General features: G+C 32.5%; 16 protein-coding genes. 8 read left to right on the plus strand and 8 right to left on the minus strand.

Annotated features, from left to right (window positions below; all coding sequences use genetic code 11):
* Window positions 1–20 precede the first annotated feature (20 nt).
* The 8 genes from AC3Y25_RS04070 (at window position 21) to AC3Y25_RS04105 (ending at window position 6,739) form a co-directional block, all read left to right on the plus strand.
* Window positions 21–908: a 3-hydroxyacyl-CoA dehydrogenase family protein gene (locus AC3Y25_RS04070; protein ID WP_489901831.1), complete on the plus strand. Its 888-nt coding sequence runs from the start codon at window positions 21–23 to the stop codon at window positions 906–908.
* Window positions 909–923: 15 nt separating this feature from the next.
* Window positions 924–1,418: a hypothetical protein gene (locus AC3Y25_RS04075; protein ID WP_489901832.1), complete on the plus strand. Its 495-nt coding sequence runs from the start codon at window positions 924–926 to the stop codon at window positions 1,416–1,418.
* Between the two features lie 5 nt (window positions 1,419–1,423).
* A complete protein-coding gene (locus tag AC3Y25_RS04080) occupies window positions 1,424–2,095 on the plus strand; it encodes a YggS family pyridoxal phosphate-dependent enzyme (protein ID WP_489901833.1) in 672 nt (223 codons plus the stop codon).
* Window positions 2,096–2,157: 62 nt separating this feature from the next.
* Window positions 2,158–2,505 (plus strand): four helix bundle protein, encoded by a 348-nt coding sequence (locus tag AC3Y25_RS04085; protein WP_091496967.1) that lies wholly within the window; start codon window positions 2,158–2,160, stop codon window positions 2,503–2,505.
* Between the two features lie 103 nt (window positions 2,506–2,608).
* Window positions 2,609–3,970 carry an exonuclease domain-containing protein gene (locus tag AC3Y25_RS04090; RefSeq protein WP_489901834.1) on the plus strand — a complete coding sequence of 454 codons (1,362 nt, stop codon included), beginning with the start codon at window positions 2,609–2,611 and terminating at the stop codon, window positions 3,968–3,970.
* Window positions 3,971–4,000: 30 nt separating this feature from the next.
* Window positions 4,001–4,840 carry an ion transporter gene (locus AC3Y25_RS04095; protein ID WP_379800547.1) on the plus strand — a complete coding sequence of 280 codons (840 nt, stop codon included), beginning with the start codon at window positions 4,001–4,003 and terminating at the stop codon, window positions 4,838–4,840.
* Window positions 4,841–4,992: 152 nt separating this feature from the next.
* A complete protein-coding gene (miaA, locus tag AC3Y25_RS04100) occupies window positions 4,993–5,913 on the plus strand; it encodes a tRNA (adenosine(37)-N6)-dimethylallyltransferase MiaA (RefSeq protein ID WP_489901835.1) in 921 nt (306 codons plus the stop codon).
* 79 nt (window positions 5,914–5,992) lie between these two features.
* Entirely contained in the window at window positions 5,993–6,739 is a 747-nt protein-coding gene (locus AC3Y25_RS04105; protein WP_489901836.1) for an acyl-[acyl-carrier-protein] thioesterase, read from the plus strand.
* A 242-nt stretch (window positions 6,740–6,981) separates the two neighbouring features.
* On the opposite strand, the gene AC3Y25_RS04110 is transcribed toward AC3Y25_RS04105, so the two are convergent.
* The 8 genes from AC3Y25_RS04110 to coaE all read right to left on the minus strand — a co-directional run bounded on the left by AC3Y25_RS04110 (window position 6,982) and on the right by coaE (window position 14,424).
* A complete protein-coding gene (locus tag AC3Y25_RS04110; protein ID WP_489901837.1) occupies window positions 6,982–7,524 on the minus strand; it encodes a hypothetical protein in 543 nt (180 codons plus the stop codon).
* A complete protein-coding gene (gene prfH, locus AC3Y25_RS04115) occupies window positions 7,511–8,200 on the minus strand; it encodes a peptide chain release factor H (RefSeq protein WP_489901838.1) in 690 nt (229 codons plus the stop codon). Before prfH ends, AC3Y25_RS04110 begins: the two co-directional genes overlap by 14 nt.
* Window positions 8,188–8,793, minus strand: a complete 606-nt coding sequence (locus AC3Y25_RS04120) for a hypothetical protein (RefSeq protein ID WP_489901839.1) — start codon at window positions 8,791–8,793, stop codon at window positions 8,188–8,190. The genes prfH and AC3Y25_RS04120 overlap by 13 nt, the downstream gene beginning before the upstream one ends.
* A 12-nt stretch (window positions 8,794–8,805) precedes the next feature.
* Window positions 8,806–10,197: an RtcB family protein gene (locus AC3Y25_RS04125; RefSeq protein WP_489901840.1), complete on the minus strand. Its 1,392-nt coding sequence runs from the start codon at window positions 10,195–10,197 to the stop codon at window positions 8,806–8,808.
* Window positions 10,187–10,948, minus strand: coding sequence for a hypothetical protein (locus AC3Y25_RS04130; RefSeq protein WP_489901841.1), 762 nt, complete (start codon window positions 10,946–10,948; stop codon window positions 10,187–10,189). Before AC3Y25_RS04130 ends, AC3Y25_RS04125 begins: the two co-directional genes overlap by 11 nt.
* Before the next feature lie 513 nt (window positions 10,949–11,461).
* Window positions 11,462–12,178 (minus strand): response regulator transcription factor, encoded by a 717-nt coding sequence (locus tag AC3Y25_RS04135; RefSeq protein WP_489901842.1) that lies wholly within the window; start codon window positions 12,176–12,178, stop codon window positions 11,462–11,464.
* 3 nt (window positions 12,179–12,181) lie between these two features.
* A complete protein-coding gene (locus AC3Y25_RS04140; protein ID WP_250835685.1) occupies window positions 12,182–13,768 on the minus strand; it encodes a sensor histidine kinase in 1,587 nt (528 codons plus the stop codon).
* A gap of 59 nt (window positions 13,769–13,827) precedes the next feature.
* On the minus strand, window positions 13,828–14,424 hold the full coding sequence (gene coaE, locus AC3Y25_RS04145) for a dephospho-CoA kinase (RefSeq protein ID WP_427873190.1): 597 nt from the start codon (window positions 14,422–14,424) through the stop codon (window positions 13,828–13,830).
* Window positions 14,425–14,433: the final 9 nt, after the last annotated feature.

The following is a 14,433-nucleotide window of genomic DNA, read 5'->3' on the forward strand; positions in this document are numbered from 1 at the left end:
TATAATATACTAAAGGTAATATGAAAACAATAGCTGTAATTGGAGCAGGAACAATGGGTAACGGAATTGCACATACTTTTGCGCAAAGCGGATTTACTGTAAAATTAATCGATGTTTCTGAAAAATCATTAGATAAAGGAATGGCAACCATTGCTGCTAACCTAGATCGTATGCTTTCTAAAGGAACAATTACTCAAGAACATGTTGCTAAAACTATCACCAATATTATTACTTACACAGATATAAAAGACGGTGTTGTTGGTGTGGATTTAGTAGTTGAAGCAGCAACTGAAAATGTTGAATTAAAACTAAATATCTTCAAACAATTAAACGAATATTGCTCGCACAACACCATTTTAGCAACCAATACTTCTTCTATTTCAATTACACAGATTGGAGCTGTTGTAGCACATCCTGAACGTGTTATCGGAATGCACTTTATGAATCCAGTGCCAATTATGAAATTGGTCGAAATCATCCGCGGATACAATACAAGCGATGAAGTAACTAAAATCATCATGACTTTATCTGAAAAATTAGGTAAAGTTCCTGTTGAAGTAAACGATTATCCAGGTTTCGTAGCAAACAGAATTTTAATGCCAATGCTAAACGAAGCAATAGAAACGTTATATAACAAAGTCGCAGGAGTTTACGAAATTGACACCGTAATGAAATTAGGAATGGGGCACCCAATGGGACCACTTCAATTAGCCGATTTTATTGGTCTTGACGTTTGTCTAGCAATCTTAAATGTAATGTACGACGGATTCAAAAATCCAAAATATGCTCCTTGCCCACTTTTAGTTAATATGGTTAGAGCTGGAAAACTTGGAGTAAAATCTGGAGAAGGTTTTTACGATTACAGCGAAAGTAAAAAAGCAGAGAAAATCTCGAAGCAATTTTTGTAAAATCTGATTTCTTCAATGAAAAAAATAATCTTTCTAGTCATTCTAATAATTTTTAGTTTAATTACTCTTTACTATTACAAACCAGTGACTATTGATTATTTATTTGGAATAACTAGAACTTTAAAGCAAGAAAATGGATATCAACTGGATATCAACAACAAAAGGTATGACAATTGTGTCTTTAAAAGTACCGAGAGTTTTGATAAAAAGCGAAAACACAATTTTTTAATTTTATATTTAAGAGATTTAAATATAAAATCAGACTTTAAAATAATCGTTGTAAATCTTGATGATAAAGTAGTAGGCTATTTTTGTGGTTCTGATAAGTGCTATGACAAAGTATTTGGCACTCTTTTTCAAAGTGATATGGGTTCTTTTTATACTCCTTTAGAGGATGATGCAAAAGGGCCTGGATTCGATACTAAATTAAAAATGGAAAATGAAAAGATCGATTTTTACATTCCATCAGAAAGAAATGAAAGCTTACATATTCAGCTTTCAAAAAAATAAATAAAATGTCAATAGCATCAAACTTACATACAATCAAAGCAACTTTACCTGAACAGGTAACTCTTGTCGCCGTTTCTAAAACAAAACCTGTTTCAGACTTATTACAAGCTTACGAAGCAGGCCACCGCATTTTTGGAGAAAACAAAATTCAGGAAATGACCGAGAAATGGGAACAAATGCCAAAAGACATTCAATGGCATATGATTGGTCATGTTCAGTCCAATAAAGTCAAATTTATGGCTCCGTACGTGACTTTGATTCATGGTGTTGACAGTTTAAAATTATTACAAGAAATCAACAAACAAGCTTTAAAAAATAAAAGAATTATAGATTGCCTTCTTCAAATTTATATTGCAGAAGAAGAATCTAAATTTGGTTTGGATGAAAACGAATTAAATGAACTTTTAACTTCTCCAGAGTTTAAAGAGTTAAAAAATATTCGTATCTTAGGTTTAATGGGAATGGCAACTTTCACAGACAATCAAAACCAGATTAAAAAAGAATTTACCCATTTAAAATCCATTTTTGATTCATTAAAAAACATTGACGGATATGGTAAAGACGCACTGCAGTGCGTCTCTACAATCTCAATGGGAATGTCTGGAGATTATCAATTGGCAATAGAATGCGGAAGCACAATGGTTCGCATTGGAAGCAGCATTTTTGGAGGCAGATAATTTTTCAACATCAATTTCAATTGCAAAAATCAATGTCAATTTTAAAGGAAGGAAAATTTTAAATGGAAAAAATATTCAATTTTGAAGATCGATTAGTTCGTTTTGCTGGAGAATGTATTTTCTTTACAAGACAATTAGAACGACTATTTGAAAATGAATATTATAAAAATCAATTAATTAGATCGTCTGGAAGTGCATCTTTAAATTTTGGAGAAGCGCAAGGAACAATAACCGACAAAGATTTTGTCTTTAAAGTTTCATTAGTTGTAAAAGAGTTAAAAGAGTCTAGAAACTCATTAAAAATTCTAGATTATATAAAAGAAGGCGACGACAGCAAAAGGAATAAACTTCTAATTGAAGTAGAGCAATTAATCGCAATCTCATCAAAAATGATAATAAATAAAAGATAATTTTTCAATATCAATGACAATGGCAATTACAATAACAATTTTCAAAATTGATATTGAGTTTTGATATTGTAATTGCCATTGATTTTTGAAATTGACATTGAATATGTACGCAATACTAGACATAGAAACTACAGGAGGACAATTTAATGAAGAGGGAATTACTGAAATCGCCATCTATAAATTTGATGGACATGAAGTAGTAGACCAATTCATCAGCCTTGTCAATCCTGAAATTCCGATTCAGCCCTTTGTAGTAAAACTGACTGGAATCAATAATGCGATGTTGCGTTCTGCTCCAAAGTTTTATGAAATAGCTAAACGCATTATCGAAATTACTTCAGACTCTGTAATTGTGGCTCACAATGCTTCTTTTGATTATAGAATCCTGAGAACAGAATTTCGTCGTTTAGGCTACGATTTCGAAGCCAGAACTCTTTGCACAGTAGAATTAGCCAAAAAACTAATTCCAGAACAACCTTCATACAGTCTAGGGAAGCTAGTGCGCGCGCTCGGAATTCCCATGGCAGATAGGCATCGTGCAAGTGGAGATGCTATGGCAACGACAAAGCTGTTTAAAATGCTTTTGGAAAAAGACACTGAGAAAACAATTGTAAAAGATTTTATAAAACTCGAAGTCGAAAAAGGAATTTCTCCAAAACTCTTAGATATCTTAAATCAAATGCCAGCCAAGACAGGCGTTTATTATATTTATAACGAAGGGGGAACTTTGATTTATATTGGCAAAAGTCAAAATATCAAAAAAAGAGTCAATCAGCATTTTACTGGAGTTACAACCAAAAGCAAAAGAATTCAGGCTGAAGTCTTTACCATAACTTACGACGAAACTGGAAGCGAATTAATCGCCCTTTTAAAAGAAAGTCAGGAAGTAAAAATAAATCGTCCGAGATACAATCGTTCGCAAAAGAAAACGGTTTTTCCTTTCGCCTTGTATGCCGAAAAAGATGAAAACGGATACATCAATTTAAAACTTGAAAAAGCAGACGGACGTAAAAAAGAAATAACCTCTTTTGCTTCTTTGCAAGAAGGTAAAAATGCACTTTTTAGGTTTACAGCAAAATATCATTTGTGCCAAAAACTAACTGGTTTATATCAAACCAAAAAAGAGTGTTTTCAATACAAAATCAAAGAATGCGATGGCGCTTGCGTTGGCGAAGTTACACCTGAAGTTTACAATTTAAGAGTACAGCAGTTTATCTCAGAAAACAGTTTCGATAATAAAAGCATGATCTTAATAGACAGAGGCCGAAATGTAAATGAAAGAAGTGCGATTTTAATAGAAAACGGAACCTATCAAGGTTATGCTTATTACGATTTGAATCACCAGATCACCAATATTGATATCCTGAAAAACATTCTGATTCCAATGCAGCATAATCGTGATGTGAAAAATATCATTCAGAATTACATCCGAAAAAGCAAATCATTAAAAATACTTCATTTTTAACAAAACAAAACTTTCATTATCTTTAGTGATATGAAAAATAAAAAATCACAATACGAAATCTTCAGGGAAAAAGTCAAAATTATTCTATATGGTACCAATACCATTTTAGGACGAATGTTCGATTTAGTATTGCTGGGTTTAATCCTACTGAGCGTTCTCCTAATAATGCTTGATACTGTTGAAGGAGTGAGCTCTAAATATCATGAACAATTATTGATATGCGAATGGATAATTACAGTTTTTTTCACCATCGAATATATACTGAGAATTATTTCTATTCAAAAACCCGTTAAATACGTTTTCAGCTTTTACGGAATCATCGATTTGCTTGCCGTATTACCCATGTATTTATCGATCTTTTTTCCTGGTGCGAGTATTTTATCCATTGTAAGAGCACTGCGTTTTCTTCGATTGTTCAAGATTTTGCATATTCCGCAAATTAATCATCAATCTTTACAATTAAAAGAAGCTATAGAAGCCAGTAAAGAAAAAATTCTGGTTTTCATTTATTTTGTCTTAATCAGCACCGTTATAATCGGTACAGTCATGTATTTGGTTGAAGGCAAAGAATCAGGATTTACAAGTATCCCGATGGGAATTTACTGGACAATTGTTACTTTAACAACCGTTGGTTATGGCGACATTTCTCCCCAAACTCCTTTAGGACAATTTATTGCAGCATTTGTAATGATTTTAGGTTACGGAATAATTGCTGTTCCAACAGGAATTGTTACAGCCGAATTTGCAAAAAGCAGCCTAAGAAACAATTCCGTAAGCGGAAAAAAAACATGCCGAAAATGTCAGTCGCAAGTTCATTTTGACAATGCAAAATATTGTTACGAATGCGGAACAGAATTGCCAAATAATTAATTTTAGAAGCTAATCCAGCTGTACATTGCAACTCCTCCTTATATTTGTAATTTTTTAAGGCATAAAAGGAGCTTCCGCTGGTCGCTCTTTTACACCAAAAAAATACAACAAATATAAGTCCGGGGTTTCCATTTCCATCTGGGCTAAAAAATATGAAGTACCTTATAACCATTGTCGGACCAACAGCTATCGGGAAAACAGCCCTAAGCATTGCTTTGGCACAGCATTTTAAATGCGAAATTGTTTCTTGCGACAGCCGTCAGTTTTTTAAAGAAATGACCATTGGAACCGCTGTTCCAAGTCAGGAAGAATTAAGTGCTGCAAAACACCATTTTATTCAAAACAAATCCATTTTCGAGAATTATACCGTTGGCGATTACGAAAAAGAAGCACTTTTAAAACTAGAAGAATTATATCAAAATAATGATTTTGCCATTTTAATTGGCGGATCAGGTTTATACGTTGATGCCATATTAAAAGGTTTTGACGAATTTCCAGAAATTCCTCCAGAAATTCGTGCCGAAGTAAATTCAAACTATGAAAAATTCGGAATCGAATATCTTCAAGAGCAATTACAAAATTTAGATCCAGATTATTATCAAAAAATAACGATCGAAAATCCGCAGACCTTACAAAATCCGCAACGAATGATGCGTTTTGTAGAAGTTTGTATTGGATCTCAAAAACCCTATTCTTCATTCTTAAATTTAAAGAAAAACAACAGAAACTTCACTCTTATTTTAATTGGTTTAGATGCCGACAGAGAAATCATTTATAACAGAATCAACCAACGTGTCGATATTATGATGGATATGGGATTGCTGGAAGAAGCCAAATCACTTTATCCCAACAAAGAGTTAAATGCTTTACAAACGGTCGGTTATAGAGAATTATTTAGTTATTTTGACGGAAATTTCACTTTGCCATTCGCAATTGAAGAAATCAAAAAGAACACACGCCGATTTTCTAAAAGACAATTAACGTGGTTTAAACGAAATGAAAACACCAAATGGTTTGATTATTCGACTGATAGAAAGGAGATTATAAATTATATAGAAAATCTTCTAAAATAGAAGTCTTTTCTCTTTCATCTTTATTCTATTTTCCTCAGGAAAAATCTAAAATCAACAATCTAAAAATCTAAAATTAGCAATGCCAATATCACCAAATTTCACATCAGTTTTAAGTAAAGACTGGGAAATTAATTTTACACAATGTACGCCAAATGGCTACTTAAAATACACCGATTTATGTAATCTTTTACAGCTTACCGCTGCTTCACATTCAGAAGTTGGCGGAATCAGTTTTACAGATATGCAGGAATTTGATCAGGCTTGGGTTTTAAGCAGAATGCGTGTAGAAGTAACTGCTTTACCAAAATGGCAAGATGTTGTAACGGTAAAAACTTGGATCAATAGCCTCGAAAATTCACGTTCGGTTCGTGCGCTTGAAATGTATGTAAATGGGAAAAAGATTGTTGGAAGCGAAACCTATTGGGCCGTTTTTAATACCAAAGCACGTCGTCCAGAAGCCTTAGCTTTGCCTTATGAACATTTCGAATTGTTCCCAGAAAAAAGAGCAACAACAGAAGGCTTTTCTAAAATAAATATCAACCACGAAAAAGAAGCTGTTTTCGAAAAAACAGTTTATTTATCAGATTTAGACATTGTAAACCACGTCAATAACGTAAAATACTTAGAATGGTGTCTGGATCATGTCGATCCAAAAAGAATTATAAAACAAGAAGTAAAAAGCTTTGAAATGAATTTCATGAAAGAGCTTTCGTTACACGATAACGTGGTAATTCATGAAAGCGAAGACGACGATCATACAACAGCAACATTCAGCATCACGAAAGACGATAAAACTTGTTTTGCTTTGGAGTTGCACTGGAAGTAAAAGAAGTTTATAAACAAGTTTTATTTCCTATTTTCCCGCAATATTGTCATTTGGACGAAGGAGATCCGAGCGATAGCGAATAGGCGAAGCAAATCTCCACAAGAAGCTCTACAAAGATTGGACATTCATTGCGGAGTTACTCGCGGAGATTTCTCCTTCGTCGAAATGACAAACTTTATCTAAATATTCTTCATAGAACAAAAAAAAAAACGATGCTAAATTGCATCGTTTTTTGTTTAAAATCACTTTGATTTCTTTTTAGAGCCTTTCTTAGATTTATCCTCTTTCTTCTCTTTCTTCTTTTTCAACAAACCAACTTTAACTTTAATTCTTTTCTCCACTTCACTAATTCCAGAGTCATAATCATGCTGAACAGAATATAATTTTGCTTGCTTAATTTCTTTTAAAGCTTCTTTAAATTTATGCTGTACTTCTAACAGAATTGCTTTTTTGATGTAAATTTCAGACTTGTTTATTCCTTTTACAGTTAAAGCAAAATCAATTAGCTTTTGAGCTTCTTCATAATCTTCATTCACGATCAAGGTTTGCAAATAATACGGATATACTTCAAGCGCATGAATATTAATAGATAAAGCTTGCTGAAAATAAGATTTTGCCTCTTCATAATTCATTAATTGTTCTGCCTGAATTCTTCCGTATAAACACAAAACCATTGTATTTGTATCGTCATAAGAAAAAGCATAATCCAAAGATTCTATAGTTTCTTCAAGCGAATAAGGATAATTATCCAACGCTTGAAAAAGGTATTTATCAGTTGTTTTCATTTCGTAAATCATTTTTTAATTTCTCACGAGTCCCTTTGTAACTTTTCTCCACTTTATTCTTTTTAAAATCACTTCCGGTAAAAACTCTCACTGGATTTCCTCGTTGTACATTGAGCTGATTTTCCCATTGTTGTCCCACATGATTTTTAAGCTGAATCAGTTTCTCGTCTTCTAGTTTTTTAATTAATCTTTCTGTTGCCAATTTTTTGTTTTGGTGCTGCGAACGGCTGTCCATAGAAACTACTGCAATTCCGGTTGGAATGTGCGTCGCTCTGATTGCCGAACTTACTTTATTTACGTGCTGACCACCCGCACCAGAACTTCTCATGGCCTGATATTGAATATCGTTTTCAGAAAATATGTTGTTTTTTTGTTGTTCAATTTCAAAGATTCCAATAAACCAGTTTTTACGCTTGTGCATTTTCCTAAACTGACTTTGGCCAATCCACTGAACTGTTCCTATCCAAGAATTCACAAACTGATCAGCATTCTTTCCTTTTACAGCGATTGAAGCTGTTTCTACAGTTCCGTTTTCAGTTCCTGCTTGTCTTTGCAGCAAAACAGTTTCCAATTGCTGTTCTTGTGCTTCTTCAAGTACTTTTTTAAGCACTTGGGCAACCACCCAAGTGCATTCTGCAGGTCCGCGACCCGCCGTTATCTGAATTATTCTTTCCATTTTTCTAATATCTTAAGAAGCTTTTCTCTGTTTTTTGCTTCTTTAATAAATTTTGGAAGTCTCGAAACCATCGTTCCATTCCCGCTTCCATTATTATTTCTTTCTCTCAAATCGGCTTTAATGTATCTTTCCAAGTACATTATATGTTCATAATTGTAAACCCAAAAAATATTTCCTTTGATTTCTTTTTGAAACCAAAGAAGCAAATTATGCCATGGTTCTCTTACTAAACCGTCTTTCTTAGCTTCTTTTCTAATTCTAGAAACTCCTGGCTTTATTTCTTCCTGAAAACTGCAATACGGGCATTTAACCTGATATATTTCTGGAATCTCTTTAAAAATCTGAGATTCGTAATCGAATTTTTCATAACAATTGCCACAATAATGCTTTCCATATGCTTTGTATTGATAAACAGGTTCATCAATCTTATAAAAACACGTTTTGCATTCGAAAGCCATTGTAGTACATTTTCCGCATTCACAATTTCCAGGCACTTCTTTTAAAACTCCTTTAGATTCACATTTGGGGCATCTTACGAAAATCTCGTTATAAAAATTTCCCAACCATTTATTTTCGTCTTGAAATCTTTCCATAATTTTTAATTTTTAGCGGTCCATCCTAACAATTTTAGGCGTAAATGTTCCTAAAACTTCAACTAAATCAGTTTGGTTTGCCATTACTTTTGTAATGTCTTTGTATGCCATTGGTGCTTCATCAATATTTCCTCCAATTAAGGTTACATCGTTGGCTTTCAAAACCTTTTTGATTTCACTTTGCGTAAAAGTACTTTTGCATTTAGCTCTCGAAAACAAACGTCCAGCACCATGCGAAGCAGAGTTTAAACTTTCTTCATTACCTTTTCCTTTTACAATAAAACCTGGCGCTGTCATAGAACCTGGAATAATTCCCAATTGTCCTTCACCTGCAGGTGTTGCTCCTTTTCTATGCACAATACATTCCTGACCATTTACCATTTCTTTCCAAGCAAAATTGTGGTGATTTTCTATTGTTACCACTACTCTTTTTCCAATCGCTTTGGCAATTCGTCTATGAATATCATCGTGACAAGCTTTTGCATATTCTCCAGCTAAATTCATAGCCAGCCAATATTCCTGACCATCATGTGTATTCAAATCTAGCCAAGCTAAATGCTGTACATTTTTGGGCAACGGACATTGTTTTGTGGCCAAATACGTGTAATGTTTTGCAATATTAGCACCCAATCCGCGGGAACCGCTATGCGAAAGAACAGCAAAATATTCTCCTTTCTCCAACTTCCATTCGTTTTCTGGATTATCGATTTTTGCAATTCCGAATTCTACAAAATGATTTCCTCCTCCTGAAGTTCCCAATTGTTTGTAAGCTTTTGGTAAAAGATTCTTTAACAACGGAATATCCTTGAATTCACTTTTATAAAATACTTCATGATCTACTCTTGAAGCATGCGTCTCATACATTCCAAACTTGGTATTGTCTTTCAAAATAGCTTCTAATTGATGTTCTTTTCCTTTGAAATGAGAAGCTGGCAAATCAAAAATGGAAAGACTCATTCTGCATCCAATATCAACTCCAACTCCATACGGAATCACGGCATTGTCTGTTGCTAAAACGCCTCCAATAGGCAATCCGTAGCCTGAGTGCGCATCCGGCATTAAAGCTCCAGCAACCGATACTGGGAGTTTCAACGAATCGTACAATTGAAATTTAGCCTGTTCGTCTATTTCGTTCTCACCAAAAATCTTAAAGGGCGCTCTTGTATTTTTAAGCTGATGCATTCTTACCTGAACGGGTTTGATTAAACCTTCGGCTACTTTACCCCAAGTTCCATTTCCTTCATATTTTTCAGGATTTAACAATACATCCTTTGCTTCTGTTAGAATAGATTCCTTTTTTTCTCTTTTTCTATATCTGTTTATCTGCCCTAAGGCGATATTTATTGAATTATTTTTTGGAAAACCTAATTTAATCAGGTCTTTTCCAGATAATTTATTTCCCATGATTTTCTATCATTTCGTCTGCATATTCCTGATACAAAGCATGCAGACTTTTATTTTTAATTGGGCTTATCTCTTTTGGATTTTCCTTTTCATAGTAACTCCATTTATGAGAACTGCCGTGTATTAATCTATTTATTTTATCTCTCAGATTATGATTAACAATATAATTGTCAAGAAGCTGAATTTGGCTTTCTAAATCTGAATCGACCATTCTAGTATGTGTTATCATATAAGGGCTTACACGAAGAACATATCGCCAAGGTTCGTTAAATACATAATGAATTTTGTATCGTTTAAAATTGCTGCACCAACGTTCCCTTTTGTAAAAATGTGCTTTTTCTTTTTCGGTCAATTCTAATTTTGAACTTCTCCACTCCCACTCCGAAAATTCTTTTACAGTTTGGAGTTTTTCAACATACAGATGTTTTCTCTTTCTCTTTTCCTTTCTTTTAAAAGATTTTTCAGAAGAAAACTGCCATGTATTTATTTTTTCCAATAACTCTCTGTAAAACGACGCTTCACTTGATCTAGCAATATCATCTCTTAATTTAAAATTACGTTGCCAGCCTTTTTGATACGGAATTTCCAAAGGAACCAATGGTAAGTCTTTACGCTTTTTCCAAAGGTCGATTTCAAGTTTTCTTAACTGGATTAATTGTTTTTCAATATCTTCTTTTACTAATCTTTTCTTTTTTCTTTTACTTTTAAAACGAGTACATAAAGCATACTCGTCTACCGTATAATTTTCCATAAAAAAATTATCGTGCATTAAATTAACAGCCAAAAAGGCCAAACTATTTATCCTGATGGATAAAATCTAAAAATCGATTTTCGGGAAAATTTTGAAGAGTCTAGAATAAAAAAAAGCCCGAAACTTATTGTCTTCGGGCTTTTTTTATATATCTAAAAATATATTTCTAGGATTGAAATAAGCCACGAAGAATTGCTTCACCAAATACGTTTGGTGTAAAGCTCTGAGATGTCAATGTAAGTACAAACATTTTTTCTTCGTTTTTAAAGGGTTATTATTTTTTTCGTGTGCAAATATTCATAATACTTTTTTGATTTTCCAAATTTATTTAAAGAAAATTCTTCAAAATAAATTTAACCAATATATTTTGAGCTTTTAAAACCAACTCTATTGTTTTTAGAATCAAATAATTAAAAGCAAATCTATATCACAAAAAATAAATTAAAATATTTTTATTTCATGCACAAAAAAAGCCCTGATTTCTCAGAGCTTATCTATTTTTTTGCTGAATGATTATTCAGAAACTTTGCTTTTTATTACCAATCTGAAACCTTCTCCATGAATGTTTAAGATTTCAACATCTTCATCTGCTTTTAGATATTTTCTTAATTTAGCGATGTAAACGTCCATACTTCTTGATGTAAAGTAGTTATCATCTCTCCAGATTTTTGTTAAAGCTAATTCTCTTGGCATTAAATCATTTTCATGAAGAATAAGCATTTTTAACAGTTCATTTTCTTTTGGAGACAATTTAATTGGCTCTTCATCTTTGAAAGTTAAGAATCTTAGTTTTGAATTTAAGTGGAATTTTCCAATATTAAATTCAAACTGTACTTGTTCTGCTTTTGTATCAGCTGATTTTCTTTGAATGATTGCTTTAATCTTCATTAAAAGAACTTCTGAATCAAAAGGTTTATTTAAATAGTCGTCCGCACCAGCTTTATAACCTTTTAACACATCTTCTTTCATAGATTTTGCTGTTAAAAATATAATTGGCACTTCACTGTTCTTCTCTCTAATTTCTTTGGCCAAAGTATAACCATCTTTATAAGGCATCATTACGTCAAGAATACATAAATCGTACACATCTTTCTTGAACTTCTCGAAACCTTCCATACCGTTTTTAGCTAAAGTAACTTCAAAGTCATTTAACATTAGATAATCTTTAAGAACCGCCCCAAAATTTAGGTCATCTTCTACTAAAAGTATTCTTTTGTTAGTATTTTCCATATTTTAATTTATTAATGGTATTTTTATTATAAAGGTGCTACCTTTTCCTTTTTCGCTTTCTACATATACTTGACCATTGTGATCCTCTACTATTCGTTTTACGTAAGCAAGGCCTAATCCGTGTCCTTTTACATTATGAAGATCCCCTGTGTGTTCTCTGTAAAATTTCTCAAATACTCGTTTTTGAGCTATCTTACTCATTCCCAATCCATGATCTCTCACTTTTATCAGGATCATATCTTTAATGTTTTCAGTAAAGATTTCGATCTCTGGTGCGTCTGGAGAATATTTAATGGCATTTTCCAAAATATTAACCAGCACGTTTGTAAAGTGAACTTCGTTAATCAAACAAGTTGTTCTTGCTGCGTTATAATGCTTTACTACCGAACCATTTCTGTCTTCTAAAATAAGATTCACATGCTCAATAGCATCGTCAATTATATCTGTAATTACAGTTGGCTCTTTAGTTATGTCAAGTTCTCTCTTTTCTAATTTTGAAATACGGAGAACATTCTCAACTTGAGCGTGCATTCTTTTGTTTTCATCTCGAATCATTTGAAGATAACGATACACTTTTTCTTTATCTTCAATAACTTTCGGACTTCTAATAGCATCTAATGCTAGGTTTATAGTTGCAATAGGAGTTTTAAACTCATGCGTCATGTTATTAATAAAATCGGTCTTGATTTCAGAAATGTGTTTCTGACGCAATAATTGATTTAACGCACTTGTATATGCAACTATTATAATTAATGTAAAAACTATTGACAAAATAGTAATACTTAATAATTCAGATAATAAGAATTTCTTTTTGTGAGGAAAAGTAACTGATAATTCATATTTGCTATTCCCTTCATTATCTGTATAAATTGGAATATCATATGTGGATTCTTTATCAAAATGAAATCCATCGGATTTAATCTTTGTTGGAACGCCACTGCTGTATATTCCGAATTCAAATTTGGTTTTTACACCATATTCTTCAAGTTCTTTTTTCAATAATTTAAAAAGCCTTTCCTTTGTAACTCTCCCTTCAATTGGAGTTAGAGAAGCAATATCTTTGTATTGAATCTGCTGTTGAACTTTATTTAAAATATCTAAACTTCCTGATTTTTCAAATCTTTGATCAGGAATTATACTTTGACCTAAATTATTATTATCAATTCCGTTGTGGTTATTATAAACTTCAGTTATTCTTTTTGAACTAAAATTTTTAAAACGCTCGCTACTGAATTTTTTGTTAAAAACTGAACCATTAATATCGTAATCTTCAGATGTCAATGTGCTTGAATAAACGATTGTTTTATTCGTTTTTGTGTTTCTTTGTACATAAAGTACTTCTAGTAAATCTTCTTTTTTTGGAATTTTACCCGTACTGTCTTTAATACGGTTGTATTTGTCGTAGAAACTGTACTCTTCTTGTTGTTCCAGCTTGTCTGCAACATTTCCAATTACTTGAGTAACGTGGTATTTAAATTGCTCTTCATTATTTTTGAACGAAGAATTGAACCAAAACACTTGCACCAGAATTATCCCTATCAAGGACAAACTCATCAATAAAACAAGTATTCTAAAAAATAATTTATTCATCGAAACAAAATTAATATTTTAACAATATACTAAATAATACATTAACCAAATATTAACATTTAAGACTGTTTTTGTTTTATATTTAAAATTTTAAGAATTTTAACAACTTCTTCTTTAGCATTTTTAAGATTATTGTTATTAATCACGAAATTGCTCTTAGAAATTCGTTTTTCATCATTCCACTGCATTTTCATTCTACTTAAAACTTCTTCACGGGTGGTTTTATCTCGTTTTATAACCCTATCAATTCTTACCTCTTCGGGTGCTGTTACGGTTATAATTACGTCACAATCTTTATATCGGCCGCTTTCAAATAAAATAGCAGCTTCATACATTACATAATCATTATTCTTGTGCTCTTTTACCCAATCATCAAAATCTAATTTTACCGCTGGATGCACAATCGCATTTAATTTTGCCAATTGTTCTTTATCATTAAAAACAATTTGAGCTAGTTTAGCACGATTTAAAATATCATTATCAAAAATATTGCCACCAAATGCAGCTTTTACTTCTGACAGAATGTTTTTTGACTGCATTACTCTTTTAGCACCGTCATCGGCAATATAAACAGGAACGCCCATTTCTTGAAAATAGTTGGCAACAGTCGTTTTCCCACTGCCAATTCCTCCTGTAAGACCAATAACTTTTGTCATTCTTATAAT

It is taken from the genome of Flavobacterium sp. LK-23 (assembly GCF_058135255.1).

Excerpts from the sequence above, each read along its gene's own strand:
- AC3Y25_RS04070 (WP_489901831.1), top strand. The coding sequence starts at position 21 with ATGAAAACAATAGCTGTAATTGGAGCAGGAACAATGGGTAACGGAATT.
- AC3Y25_RS04075 (WP_489901832.1), top strand. The coding sequence starts at position 924 with ATGAAAAAAATAATCTTTCTAGTCATTCTAATAATTTTTAGTTTAATT.
- AC3Y25_RS04080 (WP_489901833.1), top strand. The coding sequence starts at position 1,424 with ATGTCAATAGCATCAAACTTACATACAATCAAAGCAACTTTACCTGAA.
- AC3Y25_RS04085 (WP_091496967.1), top strand. The coding sequence starts at position 2,158 with ATGGAAAAAATATTCAATTTTGAAGATCGATTAGTTCGTTTTGCTGGA.
- AC3Y25_RS04090 (WP_489901834.1), top strand. The coding sequence starts at position 2,609 with ATGTACGCAATACTAGACATAGAAACTACAGGAGGACAATTTAATGAA.
- AC3Y25_RS04095 (WP_379800547.1), top strand. The coding sequence starts at position 4,001 with ATGAAAAATAAAAAATCACAATACGAAATCTTCAGGGAAAAAGTCAAA.
- miaA (WP_489901835.1), top strand. The coding sequence starts at position 4,993 with ATGAAGTACCTTATAACCATTGTCGGACCAACAGCTATCGGGAAAACA.
- AC3Y25_RS04105 (WP_489901836.1), top strand. The coding sequence starts at position 5,993 with ATGCCAATATCACCAAATTTCACATCAGTTTTAAGTAAAGACTGGGAA.
- AC3Y25_RS04110 (WP_489901837.1), bottom strand. The coding sequence starts at position 7,524 with ATGAAAACAACTGATAAATACCTTTTTCAAGCGTTGGATAATTATCCT.
- prfH (WP_489901838.1), bottom strand. The coding sequence starts at position 8,200 with ATGGAAAGAATAATTCAGATAACGGCGGGTCGCGGACCTGCAGAATGC.
- AC3Y25_RS04120 (WP_489901839.1), bottom strand. The coding sequence starts at position 8,793 with ATGGAAAGATTTCAAGACGAAAATAAATGGTTGGGAAATTTTTATAAC.
- AC3Y25_RS04125 (WP_489901840.1), bottom strand. The coding sequence starts at position 10,197 with ATGGGAAATAAATTATCTGGAAAAGACCTGATTAAATTAGGTTTTCCA.
- AC3Y25_RS04130 (WP_489901841.1), bottom strand. The coding sequence starts at position 10,948 with ATGGAAAATTATACGGTAGACGAGTATGCTTTATGTACTCGTTTTAAA.
- AC3Y25_RS04135 (WP_489901842.1), bottom strand. The coding sequence starts at position 12,178 with ATGGAAAATACTAACAAAAGAATACTTTTAGTAGAAGATGACCTAAAT.
- AC3Y25_RS04140 (WP_250835685.1), bottom strand. The coding sequence starts at position 13,768 with ATGAATAAATTATTTTTTAGAATACTTGTTTTATTGATGAGTTTGTCC.
- coaE (WP_427873190.1), bottom strand. The coding sequence starts at position 14,424 with ATGACAAAAGTTATTGGTCTTACAGGAGGAATTGGCAGTGGGAAAACG.